Below are 11937 nucleotides of genomic sequence, written 5' to 3'. Positions count from 1 at the left end.
TCACAACCGGTGAAGATTTTTTTGTGCGCGGTGGCGGTAGCGCTAGCGAGGTCTCAGCCGCGCGACGCGCGCACCGTTGCCCAATAACGCGTGATGAACACGACCTCGACCGGCAAGGTGCGCGCCACCGTATCGAGCACGCGCTCGGTGTCGGCCAGCGGGAAGGTGCCCGACAGCCGCAGACCGGCCACGTCGGGATCGCAACCCAGATGCCCGCTGCGATAGCGCGCGAGCTCGCCAACGAAGTCGTCGAGCCGCATGCCGCTCGCGACGAGCAGACCTTCGGTCCACGCCGCGGCGTTGTCGTCGAGCGGCTCCGGCGCGCTGACGTCGGTGCAGGTGAAACGCGCGCGTTGGCCAGCGCGTAGAACCGGCGCGAGGGCTTGGGCGTCGAACGGCGCGATCCGCACGGCGCCTTCGAAGACGTCGAGGCGACTGGTCGCGCCGAGTTGCCGCACCGCGAAGCGCGTGCCGAGCGGCTGCAAGGTGCCTTGAGCGGTTTCGACCGTAAACGGGCGGTTTTCACCGTTCGGATGACCGGTCGCGACCATGATTTCGCCTTGCACCAGCCGCACGCGCCGCTCGGCGCTGGTGAAGCGGATGTCGATCGCGCTGTCGGTGTTCAGGGTCACGCGCGTGCCGTCGGTGAGCGTCAGCGTGCGACGCTCACCGGACGCGGTGCGCGCGTCGGCGTTCCACGCCCGCCATGGCAGTTGTTCGCCGGCCAGCCAGCTCGCGCTGCCGGTGAATAGCAGAATCGCCAGCGCCTTGGCGCCCGCGCGGCGTCGCGATGAACCGGCCCGCGTCAACGCGGCGCGCGCGGCGGCTGCGCCGTGGGCGTCGTCGGTCGCGTCGGCGAGGCTGCGGAAACGGCCGCTGACGTCGCTCAGATGCTGCCACGCACGTTCATGGTCGGGATGCTCGGCACGCCAACGCGCAAGCTCCAGTTGGCGCGAACGGGTGTCCTCGCCGGATTGCAGTTCCATCCACCACTCGACGGCGCGTAGCGCCACGTGCCGCGGAATGTCGGGACGCGCGCTGGCGTTCATGCCGGCCATCGGCTACGCGGCGCTCAGCGCGAAGAAACACTGCGCGCCGGCGCGCACCAGATGGCGTTTCACGGTGGAAACGGAGATTTTTAGCTGGGCGGCGATCTCGGCGTGGCTCAGGCCGTCGAGTTGCGCCAGCAGGAAAGCCCGCTTGACGGCAACCGGCAGACTCTCCAGCAAACTGTCGATCTCGCACAGTGCTTCGAGCAGCAGCGCACGTTCTTCCGGCGACGGTGCGACGCTTTCGGGCACACACGCCAGCGCCTCCAGATAAGCCCGCTCGATCTGCTCGCGACGCCAGTAATTGGCCATGACGCGTTGCGCGACCGTGGTCAGAAACGCGCGCGGTTCCTCGAGACACAGAGGCTCGTCACGGGCGAGCAGACGCACGAAGGTGTCGTGCGCGAGATCGGCCGCGCGGTGCGCGCAACCGAGCTTCCGGCGCAGCCACGCATGGAGCCAGCCGTGGTGATCGGTGTAGAGCGCCTGCATCTCGTGATGCAAGGTCGAATTGTTTGCCGCCATGGCGTGCCGTGTACGCCAGATCGAGCGATGCGGCGCCTCTGTAAATGAGAATGATTCGCATCATATCATCTCAAATTGTCCGGCGTGATGCTCGTGGTCCGGACGGTGAATCGATCGGCCGGGCCGCCCAAATTTCTTTGCCGCAAATCAACCGTTCGGCCGTCAACAGGCCGATGATGATCTCTCGACGTCGACTCGCCGGCTCGCGGACGCCATCCGCGCCGGGCCTCGCGTGCCTCGGGTCAGGAGGACATCATGGTCAGTGGCGAACCCAGAATCGTTTGCGCGGTGGTGGCGGTGTTCACGGCTTTAGCGGGGATCGGCGCGGCGATCCGCGGCCTGCTGGACGACAGCCCCAGCTTCATTCACTTCGGCGCGGCGGCGCTGGTGATCGGCGCGATCGGTTTCGTCGCGCTGCTGATTCCGACGCCCCACGACAGCGCTTGAATCTCCGCATTGCCGTCCTGTTGCCCCTTCGCGGCTAGACGCGGCGCAAACCGTCCATGTCGAGAATCCGGATCTGTTTGCCGTGCGTGTCGACCAGACCGTCTTTCTGGAATTTCGACAACATCCGGCTGACGGTTTCGAGCTTCATGCCGAGATAGCTGCCGATCTCCTCGCGCGTCATGCGCAGATGGAATTCGGCGGGCGAGTAGCCGCGTTTCTGCAGCTTGCCCGACAGGTTCAGCAGGAAGGTCGCGACGCGCTGTTCGGCGGACATCGTGCCGAGCAGCATCATCAGCGTGGCTTCCCGCACGATCTCGCCGCCCATCATGCGGTGCACGTGCTGTTGCACGACCTTGACGTCGCGGCACATGGCTTCTAGCAGATGGAACGGGATGATGCAGACCTGACTGTCCTCGATCGCCACCGCGTCGCAACTATGATGGCCTGAGCACACGCCGTCGAGGCCGAGCATGTCGCCCGCCTGATGAAAGCCCGTCACCTGCTCGCGGCCGTCGCGATGCATCACGACGGTCTTGAACGAGCCCGCGCGCACCGCATAGAGGCTCTGGAACGGGTCGCCGGTGCGGAACAACGTCTCGCCGTTCCTGATGGTGCGCGACGGGCAGATCAACGCTTCGATGCGCTCCGCCTCGGCGCTCGTCAACCCTTCGGGCATGCAGAAGGAATGCATCGCGCAACTCGAGCAGGGCACGCCGGCGCGCTTCGCGTCCGGGGCGGCGAGGTCGGCCCGTTTCGCTTGCGGCGACGAGGCGGTGCCCGTTAAAGCCGCAATCGGCACGATCGGCACGACAGCCGCGCTCGGCGTCGGCGGCCGGGTTTCAAGGTAGTCGGCAACATCAGACATGGTGTGCTCCCAGGTGATAGAGATCCCGTGCGGAATGCGCGTGGGCAAGTCGTTTGATCGCGTGGCAGGCAAGCTCGAATTCGCTCGTCTTGTCGAAAAAGTAGCGCGCGCCGTTCGTCAGGCAGGCTTGCCGGAACCAGGCGCCGGAATGGTTCGTCAACACCATCGTGACGACCGGCGAGTTGCGCTGCGTCAGGCGCTGCAGCAACTCCAGGCCGGTGCCGCCAGCCAGGCGCAGATCGAGCACCACGACGTCGGCGGCACTCGCGCCGATCGCCGCGAAGGCGGCTTCCGGCTCCTCGGCTTCGCCGACGATTTCGACCCCCTCGATCGCGCCGAGACGGGCCGCCATGCGCGCCCGAATGGCCAGCGCATCCTCGACGAGGAACACGCGCAACGCATACTGTGACGGGCTTGAGTTCATGGCTGGAAGTATCGGGCGCGCTATCTCAAAAATAAATCGGCGCTGAACGAACTTCAGGTAGGCGAGAGGGAAGTCGTGTAGGGGATTTCCTACACGAGCAGCTTGAAAGTTGAATGCAGCAGAACAGCGGGAGTGTTGCGCAAGAGCGGCGAATCAGATTTCGTCGTCGTCGCCGAGCAGTTTGTGGCGCAGCGCGTAGCGCACCAGCGCGGCTTCGTGCGGCATCTGCATTTTTTCGAAGATGCGTGTCTTGTACGTGCTGACCGTCTTGCTGCTGACGCACAGGTCGCCGGCAATCTCGGTGAGCGTCTGGCCGGCGGCGATGCGGCGGAACACATCGAATTCACGATCCGACAGCCGCTGATGCGGCAACGTGTCGGCCGGCTCGTTCAGGCTCTGCGCGAAACGCTCGGCCATGGCAAGGCTCACGTAGACACCGCCGGACGCCACCTTCGACACCGCCGCGACCAGCTCCGCACTGGCGCTCTCCTTGGTCAGATAACCCGACGCGCCCGCCTTGAATGCGCGCACCGCGTATTGCTGTTCGGCGTGCATGGTCAGCACGAGAATCCGCAACGCCGGCATTTCCTCCTTGATCTGTTTGATCAGCTCGACGCCGTTGCGCCCTGGCATCGACAGATCGAGTACGAGCACCTCGGCGGCTTGCGCGCGAACCAGCGCGATCGCGCTCGCGCCGTCGTTGGCCTCGCCGACGACTTCGAAGCCGTTGGCGTTGCGCAGGATATGCCGCAGACCGTCGCGCACCAGCGCGTGGTCGTCGGCTATCAGCACTCGAATCATGTTTGCATCTCCTGCTGTTGCACGGCCGAGGCCGGGAAGCGCACCGTCAGCGCGAAACCCTGGCCGTTAGCGGTGTGAATGTCGACGGTGCCGCCCAGCATGTGCGCGCGTTCGCGTATGCCGAGCAGGCCGAATGATTTTTCGGCGGGCGCGGTGGCGCGGCTCGCGCCGTGACCATTGTCCGCGATCCGCACGATGCAGGTGTCCGTGTCCAGCCGCACGGTGAGCGTGACGAGCGTGGCCTCCGCGTGACGCGCGACGTTGGTCAGCGCTTCCTGCACGATACGGAACAACGTGGTTGCGCCGGCCGGTGTGAAATTCGCTTCGCCGACCTCGACGTCGCGATCCACGTCGATGCCGTAGCGGTTCGTGAAGTCGTTGGCAAGCCATTCGATCGCGGGAATCAGGCCTAGATCGTCGAGCATGACCGGCCGCAGGTCGGCGGCGATACGCCGCACCGAGGCGACCGTGGCGTCGATCAGCCGACGCATGCCGCCGAGCTGTTGCAACACCTCGGGGTCGGCGCGGGTTTCAAGTGCCTGCTCGACCGACGAGAGGTCCATTTTCAGCGCGGTCAATTGCTGGCCGAGGTCGTCGTGCAATTCACGGGCAATGCGGGTCTTCTCTTCCTCACGCACCTTTTGCAGATTGGCCGACAGTTCGCGCAGTTCCTCGCGCGATTTGCGTTGCGCGCTTTCCGCCTGAAAGCGCTCGGTGATGTCGCGCAGCACCACCGTGTAGAGCTTGCTGTCGCCGTCGCGCACCTGCGAGATCGACGCCTCGATCGGAAACTCCTCGCCGTTGCTTCTCAGGCCGAACAGCACGCGCTGCTGCTTGCCCATTTGCCGCTCGGAGACGCCGGTGACGCCGAATTGCGCAACATGCCGGTCATGGCCCGCCCGAAACCGCTCGGGGATGAAGCGCGCCAGCGACGCGCCGATCGCCTCGTGCGCGCTGCAACCGAAAACATGTTCGGCCATGGGATTGAAGATGACGATGTTCTGCCGCTCGTCGACGGTGATGATGGCTTCCATCGACGAACGGATGATGCCCATCATGCGTGCTTCGTTCAGGCTCGACTGGTCGAGCGCCTCGTTCCTTGCACTGGAGCCGCCGTGTTGCAGGGCGAGCACGAACGCGAGCGCGCAGAGCAGGCAGGCCGCGATCACGTAGGCGGCCAGCAGGGTGTGAGCGGCCGTGGGCGTGTCGCCGGCGAAACTGGAAACGGCCCACTGCCACGCGGTAAACGCAATGGCGAGTGCGACGGCCAAGGTCGTCGCCGCGATCAAGGCGGGGCGACGCAAGCGCTGTGCGTTGGGTGCGCGAGCAGCCGCAGACGATAGCGATGCCGCCTCAAGGGGCGTTTTACCGCGACAGGGCATGGACGCCTCCTGGAGTAAAGAGCGATTCGCGAGTCGCGCCAATAGCAGCGCGAGGCGGATCAGAAACGGCGCGGGTTCGCGACAGAAGAACGCGGCCAGCGATCAATAACAGTTAGCCGCTAGATCAGCGATGGCCACGCGGTGCATCTTCATGGAATACGCGGCCCGTACCCGCTCCGCGCATTTTCCGCGATTTGCGCGATTCGTACCAGTGCGCCCGGCATGCCGACCCGGCTCGCCGGGTCAATGCGACAGCAGCACCGGCAAGGTCATCGACTGCATCACGGTACGGGTCGCGCCGCCCAGCACCAGTTCCTGCCAGCGCGTTCGGCCATAACCGCCCATCACCAGCAGATCCGCGCCGAGTCCGGCCGCTTCCGACAGCAGCGTATCGCCGATCGACGCCTCCGAATCGACCGTGACGTCGCGGGTCTCGACATGAACGCCATGCCGCGCGATCGCCATGGCCATGTCGGCTGCCGGAATCCGCGCAGCCGCATCGCGATGTGCGCCGTGCACCGTCACGACCGTGACACGCGTGGCCGAACGCATGAACGGCAGCGCGTCGTGGACCGCGCGGGCGGCTTCGCGGCTGCCGTCCCAGCCGACCATGACGTGTGTTCCGGTCGCCGCGACGCTGCCCGCGTACGGCACGAGCAGCACCGGCCGGCCGGCGGACAGCACGAGGTTAGCCGTGAAATTGTCGCCGACGTATGCCTCAGGATCTTGCGGATCGTCCTGACCGGCAATGATCAGGTCCGCGCAACGGGCCAGTTGCGGCATGGCGAGCGCGGCCGACTGATCGGTGGCGAGCCATTCGCCCGGCACCTGGGCACGCTTCAATTCGGCGTGAAAGAGCCGTTCGAGCGCGCCGCGCCGCTCGGCACGCAACTGTTGATGCGCCTCGAAATAGCCGGACGCGCCGGACATCACGTCGAGCGAACGCGGATTCGGCGTGTACAGCGCAAACACGCCGGTCAGATGCGCGCCGAACTGTCTGGCGAGGGTGATCGCGAGTTCGAGACGCGGATGCGCGCGCAGACTCGTATCCAGATGAACGACGAGGGTCCTGTAGCTCATGTCAAGGCTCCGAAAGTGAACGTACGACGCACGAACGTGTGCCCTGAGTCTATGAGCGCGAGGCCGCGCGGCGTTGATCCAGATCACGCTCTTTACGTCCGGTCCCGCAGCGCCGAGAACGCCCGATGCACGACGCGCGGATCGTGCTGCCCCTTGTAGACGGCCGGCGCTGCCCGATCGAGATCGAGCAATGCATAAGCGGCGTTCTGCGCCGAGCGTACCGAATACTCGACGGTGAACACCACGTCATCGGGCAACTCGCAGAATTGCCCGATGAAGGCGAGGTTGCGCCAGCCTTCCGGCGTCACCGCCGGCCGGTCGCCACGTTTGCGCGGCAGGAACTGACTCGTGATGAACGGCATCATGCACGGAATGCAGTTGGCGTGATCGAGAATCCGCGTGGCCTCGGCGTCGATCCGCAGATGCCCGAGCATCTCCGTCAGGATTTCTCGACCGGTGCAATCCTGCATCGGCTTTCCGACGAAATCGCCCGGCTCGCCGACGCGTAGGCCATAGCCCCACAACACCTGCACGTCGTCCGGCTGGCCGATGAAATGCGGTTGGTGCGGCAACACGATCGACGCCAGCCAGCTCGATTCCGCAAACGTGATCAGGCCGCCTTCGCCCGGCACGTTGCCGGTCAGATCGCGGATCAGCCGGAACAGCGTCGGGTCGCGCAGCGTCACGGTGAAGGAAAGCCATTTCGACGCATCCGTGTGATCGGCGAACACGCTGGGATGGCCGAACTCGGGCCGGCCGGCGGCGATTTGTTTCCACAAATGCCAGGCGCCTGTGCTGTCGACCGTGTTCAACGGTGCGGCGCGATCCATGCCGCCAAGACTCGACGCGGCCGTCATCGAGCCGAGCGTGACGATCACCTTGTCGGCGGGGCCGACCGGCAACTCGACACGCCGCTGCGAGGTGTCGCAGACGAGCCCGCGCACGCGATTGAGCGTGCCCGTTTCGTCGATCAGCAGATCGGTCACGCAGGTGTCCGCTTCGAAAACCACGCCGTGACCGTCGAGCCAGCGGCGCAGCGGCAGCACCATCGACTCGTACTGGTTGTAGACCGTGCGCATGATGCCGTGCAACTGGTTGAAGCCCGCCGACATATGCGCGAAACGCAGCAGATAGCGGCGGAATTCGACCGCCCCATGCCACGGCTGAAACGCGAAAGTCGTACACCACATCAGCCAGAAATTGGTCTCGAAGAACGACGCGTCGAAGTGGTCGGCAATCCGGCTGTCGGCGAGCATCTTTTCCGGTTCGATCGACAGGCGGCCCAGCGCGAGCAGATGTTTCTCGTCGAGCCCGTACGCGGGTGCGGCTTCGCGCCGACCGTTCCTGATGAACCGCGATGTCGACGAGGTGCGGATCGTCTCGTTCCAGTCGAAGATTTCCTGGGTGACGCTCTTGCTGTCGTCGAGCGTGGGGATCGACGAGAACAGGTCGTAGGTGCACAGATACTTGCTTTCGAGCATGCGCCCGCCGCGCACCACGTAACCGCTTTGCGCCGTGCCCGCGCCGTCGAGGCTGCCGCCGGGTTTGTCGAGCGCTTCCAGAATCGTGATGTCGCGGCCGCGCACGCGTCCGTCGCGAATCAGGAAGGCCGCGGCCGCCATCGCGGCGATGCCGCCGCCGACCAGATAGAACTGGCCGTCCGCCGCGTCGGTGGGTGGGTCGAGTCGGGCGATAGTGGGGTCGGCGTGGCGGGGTGCAGCGTGAAGCGGATCGGTTTTTTGCACGAGGGAGGTCCTTGTAATAAGCGCCGCCATGTCCCCAATGCGGACAGCGGACGTCAGCTCAACATACGCGCGGCCCGCATCGAGGCGCTTGCGTTGGATCAAGCAACGGTCGCGGCGATCAAGGCGCGTGCGGGCCAGGGGATCGCTTGATGCACGTCAATGGGTCGGGCGTGGGCGAGCTTAAAGTCGGATGTGTCGCGGGCCCGGTTTGCAGTGCTGGAGCGCAAATTCGTTTTGAGGCTCGTTTTTAAGGCTTGTTTTGCAGGCGAGTCCTGCAAGCTCATTGCTCATTGCATACCACGGAGGCAGCACATGAAAGCACTCGTGTATCACGGTCCCGGCAAGAAGTCGCTCGACGAACGGCCGCTGCCCACACTGCTCGCACCCACGGATGCGATCGTGCGCATGACGCGCACCACGATTTGCGGCACCGATCTGCACATCCTCAAGGGCGACGTGCCGAGCTGCGAACCGGGACGCGTGCTCGGCCATGAAGGCGTCGGCGTGATCGAGGAGGTCGGCGCGGCGGTGTCGACGCTGAAGGCTGGCGACCGTGTGCTGATTTCGTGTATCTCGTCGTGCGGACGCTGCGACTATTGCCGCCGCGCGATGTACTCGCATTGCACCACCGGCGGCTGGATTCTCGGCAACCGGATCGACGGTACCCAGGCCGAATACGTGCGTATCCCGCACGCCGAAACGAGTCTGTACCCGATTCCCACCGGCGCCGACGAGGAAGCGCTGGTGATGCTGTCGGACATTCTGCCGACCGGCTTCGAGTGCGGCGTGCTGAACGGCAAGGTCCAGCCCGGCAGCACCGTGGCGATCGTCGGTGCGGGGCCGATCGGCCTTGCCGCGCTGCTGACCGCGCAACTCTATTCGCCGGCCCAGATCGTCATGATAGATATCGACCCGAACCGGCTGGAGGTGGCGAGCCGCTTCGGCGCCACGGCATGCATCGACAGCGGCCGGGTCGATCCGATCGACGCGGTGCTGGCGCTAACCGGGCAGATCGGCGTCGACTGCGCGATCGAAGCGGTCGGTGTGCCCGCAACCTTCGAGCTGTGTGAAGCGCTGGTCGCGCCGGGCGGCGTGATCGCCAACGTCGGCGTACACGGCGTCAAGGCCGATCTGCATCTCGACAGGCTGTGGGACCGCAACATCTCGATCACCACACGCCTGGTCGACACGGTCAGCACGCCGATGCTGATGAAGACCGTGCGTGCGGGCCGCATCGATCCCACGCGGCTCATCACGCATCGCTTCCAGCTCGAGGACATGATCGGCGCGTACGACACCTTCAGCCGCGCGGCCGAAACGCATGCGCTGAAAGTGATTATCGAAGTGTCGTCACTGCCGTGAGTCGTCCAGCCTCACGGTCGTGCTCAAGCAACGCGCCGCGCGTCGTGTGCGTGCGGCAACACATTCAACGCAACAGTCTGGGAGATTCATCATGCGTGCAGCCGATGTGATGACGGGTAACGTCATTGCCGTCAAACCCGACATGACCGTGCGCGAAGTCGCGCGCATTTTCGTGGAGCGCAGGATCAGCGGCGCGCCCGTGGTCGATGCAGCCGGCCAGTTGGTCGGCATGATTAGCGAAGGCGATCTGCTGCACCGCGTGGAGCTCGGCACCGAACAGCGTCGCCGGTCGTCATGGCTCGACCTGTTTTCCGCGAACGACGACGCTCGCGGCTACGTCAAATCGCACGCCTTGCACGTGCGGGACATCATGTCGACGCCCGTGGTCTCGGTCGACGAAAACACGCCGCTCGGCGAGATCGCCAACCTGCTCGAAACGCGGCGCATCAAACGCGTGCCGGTGACGAAAGGCGGCCAACTGACGGGCATTGTCAGCCGCGCCAACCTGGTTCAGGCGCTGGCGAGCCTGCCCGAGGAATCCATCCCCGACACCGCCTTCTCCGACCGCGAGATCCGCGCGATGCTGTTGGGCGAACTGGCCGGTCATACGTGGGCGTTCGCGGGGCGCAACGTCGTGGTGACGGACGGCGTGATCCACCTGTGGGGCGTTTTCCATTCGATGGAAGCCGTCGAGGCGGTGCGGGTGGCGGCTGAAGGGATTCCGGGTGTGAAGCGGGTGGAGGACCACACGGAGCCTTACCCCGTGCTGCCCGGCATCTGACGACATGCCCCCGCGTGGCGGATTTCGATATGGGCTGCGCCACTGGCGGGGCGCCCAGATTGGTATAAAGTAAAACGGTGACTGCCGTGCGGCGCGCGGGCACCGCGCCGCTGCTTCCTGACCTCAAGGAGCTGCCGCCAGGATGAAATACAAGGACTATTACGAGGTGCTTGCTCTCGAGCGCGGTGCGTCTCAGGACGATATCAAACGCTCGTATCGCAAGCTCGCGCGCAAGTATCACCCGGACGTCAGCAAGGAGGCCAACGCCGAAGAGCGCTTCAAGGAACTGGGCGAGGCCTACGAAGTGCTCAAGGATCCGGAAAAACGCGCGGCCTACGATCGCATGGGCAGCGAATGGCGCAACGGTCAGGAGTTTCAGCCGCCGCCGAACTGGGACGAGGGCTTCGAATTTCGTGGCAGCGGCGGCGGCAGCGGCGCGAGCGACGAGGCCGGCGCGCAGGCCGATTTCCATTCGTTCTTCGAGCAAATGTTCGGCGGTGGCGGCGCGCGCGACCCGCAGGGCCGACACGGCGCGCAGGCGCAGCATCGCGCATTCGACCTGCGCGGCGAAGATCATCACGCGAAGGTGCTGATCGATCTAGAAGACGCCTATCGGGGCGCGCAGCGCTCCCTTTCCCTGCAGATGCCGGTGGTCGACGCACAAGGCCATGTCACGCTGGAAACGCGCACGCTCGATGTCGCCATTCCGAAAGGCATTCGCGCGGGGCAGCACCTGCGGCTGGCGGGTCAGGGCGGTCCCGGTTCGACGCCCGACAACGCGGGCGATCTCTACCTCGAAGTCGGCTTTCGCGAGCATCCGCGTTTTCGCGTGGATGGGCGCGACGTGTCGATCGAGTTGCCGGTCGCGCCGTGGGAAGCGGCGCTCGGCGCGCAAGTCACGGTGCCGATCGTCGACGGCTCGGTCGAGATGACGGTGCCGGCCGGTTCCGCAGGCGGACGGCGCCTCAGGCTGCGAGGTAAGGGTATTCCCGCCAGCCCGCCGGGCGATCTGTACGTGATTCTGAATCTCGTGCTGCCGCCGGCGGACGGCGACGCCGTCAAGGCCGCTTACGACACCCTGCGTCGGGCCTCCGGTTTCGATCCGCGCGCGCACTTTCATGGATCATCATCGTGAAGGAGACCATTGTGACGACTTACATGGAAGGCCAGATCGTCGATGAAAACGTCGAATTCACGCTGGTCGAATTGTGCCGGGTGAGCGGGGCGTCGGTGGAAGAGATGACGCTGTGGGTCTCCGAAGGCGTGTTCGAACCGGCCGGCGAACGGCCCGAGGAATGGCGCTTCAGCGGCGTCGCGCTACGGCGCGTGCGGACCGCGCAACGCCTCGCTCACGATCTTGAGATCAATGCGCCCGGCGTGGCGCTTGCGCTGGATCTGCTCGATGAAATCGAGGCGCTGCGTGCGCGCGCGAAACGGCCGCGTGCGCCTTAGACGTCCTGTTCGGTTAATGATTGG

13 protein-coding genes are annotated in these 11937 nt (G+C 65.3%); 5 read left to right on the top strand and 8 right to left on the bottom strand.

Annotated features, from left to right (window positions below; all coding sequences use genetic code 11):
- Positions 1–53: 53 nt before the first annotated feature.
- Positions 54–1049 carry a FecR family protein gene (locus B0G83_RS19810; RefSeq protein ID WP_105509251.1) on the bottom strand — a complete coding sequence of 332 codons (996 nt, stop codon included), beginning with the start codon at positions 1047–1049 and terminating at the stop codon, positions 54–56.
- Positions 1050–1061: 12 nt separating this feature from the next.
- The gene (locus tag B0G83_RS19805) at positions 1062–1574 is read right to left on the bottom strand and encodes a sigma-70 family RNA polymerase sigma factor (RefSeq protein WP_105509091.1); all 513 of its coding nucleotides are present in this window, start codon (positions 1572–1574) and stop codon (positions 1062–1064) included.
- A gap of 255 nt (positions 1575–1829) precedes the next feature.
- On the opposite strand from B0G83_RS19805, the gene B0G83_RS19800 reads away from it, so the two are divergent.
- Positions 1830–2021 (top strand): DUF2964 family protein, encoded by a 192-nt coding sequence (locus B0G83_RS19800; protein ID WP_105509090.1) that lies wholly within the window; start codon positions 1830–1832, stop codon positions 2019–2021.
- 34 nt (positions 2022–2055) lie between these two features.
- Here B0G83_RS19800 and fnr read toward each other — a convergent pair whose 3' ends face one another.
- The 6 genes from fnr to B0G83_RS19770 all read right to left on the bottom strand — a co-directional run bounded on the left by fnr (position 2056) and on the right by B0G83_RS19770 (position 8318).
- Positions 2056–2886 carry a fumarate/nitrate reduction transcriptional regulator Fnr gene (fnr, locus tag B0G83_RS19795; RefSeq protein WP_105509089.1) on the bottom strand — a complete coding sequence of 277 codons (831 nt, stop codon included), beginning with the start codon at positions 2884–2886 and terminating at the stop codon, positions 2056–2058.
- A complete protein-coding gene (locus tag B0G83_RS19790) occupies positions 2879–3310 on the bottom strand; it encodes a response regulator (RefSeq protein ID WP_105509088.1) in 432 nt (143 codons plus the stop codon). Before B0G83_RS19790 ends, fnr begins: the two co-directional genes overlap by 8 nt.
- Positions 3311–3463: 153 nt before the next feature.
- Positions 3464–4111: a response regulator transcription factor gene (locus B0G83_RS19785; RefSeq protein ID WP_105509087.1), complete on the bottom strand. Its 648-nt coding sequence runs from the start codon at positions 4109–4111 to the stop codon at positions 3464–3466.
- Entirely contained in the window at positions 4108–5382 is a 1275-nt protein-coding gene (locus B0G83_RS19780) for a PAS domain-containing sensor histidine kinase (RefSeq protein WP_258167992.1), read from the bottom strand. Before B0G83_RS19780 ends, B0G83_RS19785 begins: the two co-directional genes overlap by 4 nt.
- 354 nt (positions 5383–5736) lie before the next feature.
- Positions 5737–6573 carry a universal stress protein gene (locus tag B0G83_RS19775; RefSeq protein ID WP_105509085.1) on the bottom strand — a complete coding sequence of 279 codons (837 nt, stop codon included), beginning with the start codon at positions 6571–6573 and terminating at the stop codon, positions 5737–5739.
- Between the two features lie 92 nt (positions 6574–6665).
- The gene (locus B0G83_RS19770) at positions 6666–8318 is read right to left on the bottom strand and encodes an oleate hydratase (protein ID WP_374954928.1); all 1653 of its coding nucleotides are present in this window, start codon (positions 8316–8318) and stop codon (positions 6666–6668) included.
- A 312-nt stretch (positions 8319–8630) separates the two neighbouring features.
- Here B0G83_RS19770 and B0G83_RS19760 point away from each other — a divergent pair, with 312 nt between their 5' ends.
- The 4 genes from B0G83_RS19760 to B0G83_RS19745 all read left to right on the top strand — a co-directional run bounded on the left by B0G83_RS19760 (position 8631) and on the right by B0G83_RS19745 (position 11913).
- Positions 8631–9680, top strand: a complete 1050-nt coding sequence (locus B0G83_RS19760; protein ID WP_105509083.1) for a zinc-dependent alcohol dehydrogenase family protein — start codon at positions 8631–8633, stop codon at positions 9678–9680.
- Between the two features lie 91 nt (positions 9681–9771).
- On the top strand, positions 9772–10461 hold the full coding sequence (locus B0G83_RS19755) for a CBS domain-containing protein (RefSeq protein ID WP_105509082.1): 690 nt from the start codon (positions 9772–9774) through the stop codon (positions 10459–10461).
- Between the two features lie 142 nt (positions 10462–10603).
- The gene (locus tag B0G83_RS19750; protein ID WP_105509081.1) at positions 10604–11596 is read left to right on the top strand and encodes a DnaJ C-terminal domain-containing protein; all 993 of its coding nucleotides are present in this window, start codon (positions 10604–10606) and stop codon (positions 11594–11596) included.
- A complete protein-coding gene (locus B0G83_RS19745) occupies positions 11584–11913 on the top strand; it encodes a chaperone modulator CbpM (protein WP_105509080.1) in 330 nt (109 codons plus the stop codon). The genes B0G83_RS19750 and B0G83_RS19745 overlap by 13 nt, the downstream gene beginning before the upstream one ends.
- Positions 11914–11937 lie beyond the last annotated feature (24 nt).

Origin of the sequence: Paraburkholderia sp. BL21I4N1 (assembly GCF_002973525.1) — a bacterium.
GTDB lineage: Bacteria > Pseudomonadota > Gammaproteobacteria > Burkholderiales > Burkholderiaceae > Paraburkholderia.
This window is presented reverse-complemented; position numbering and strand designations above follow the sequence as displayed.

What these genes read in the sequence shown, in the direction of transcription:
- B0G83_RS19750 (WP_105509081.1), top strand. Translation starts at nt 10,604, where the DNA reads ATGAAATACAAGGACTATTACGAGGTGCTTGCTCTCGAGCGCGGTGCG.
- B0G83_RS19790 (WP_105509088.1), bottom strand. Translation starts at nt 3,310, where the DNA reads ATGAACTCAAGCCCGTCACAGTATGCGTTGCGCGTGTTCCTCGTCGAG.
- B0G83_RS19760 (WP_105509083.1), top strand. Translation starts at nt 8,631, where the DNA reads ATGAAAGCACTCGTGTATCACGGTCCCGGCAAGAAGTCGCTCGACGAA.
- B0G83_RS19810 (WP_105509251.1), bottom strand. Translation starts at nt 1,049, where the DNA reads ATGAACGCCAGCGCGCGTCCCGACATTCCGCGGCACGTGGCGCTACGC.
- B0G83_RS19775 (WP_105509085.1), bottom strand. Translation starts at nt 6,573, where the DNA reads ATGAGCTACAGGACCCTCGTCGTTCATCTGGATACGAGTCTGCGCGCG.
- B0G83_RS19800 (WP_105509090.1), top strand. Translation starts at nt 1,830, where the DNA reads ATGGTCAGTGGCGAACCCAGAATCGTTTGCGCGGTGGTGGCGGTGTTC.
- B0G83_RS19755 (WP_105509082.1), top strand. Translation starts at nt 9,772, where the DNA reads ATGCGTGCAGCCGATGTGATGACGGGTAACGTCATTGCCGTCAAACCC.
- B0G83_RS19805 (WP_105509091.1), bottom strand. Translation starts at nt 1,574, where the DNA reads ATGGCGGCAAACAATTCGACCTTGCATCACGAGATGCAGGCGCTCTAC.
- fnr (WP_105509089.1), bottom strand. Translation starts at nt 2,886, where the DNA reads ATGTCTGATGTTGCCGACTACCTTGAAACCCGGCCGCCGACGCCGAGC.
- B0G83_RS19785 (WP_105509087.1), bottom strand. Translation starts at nt 4,111, where the DNA reads ATGATTCGAGTGCTGATAGCCGACGACCACGCGCTGGTGCGCGACGGT.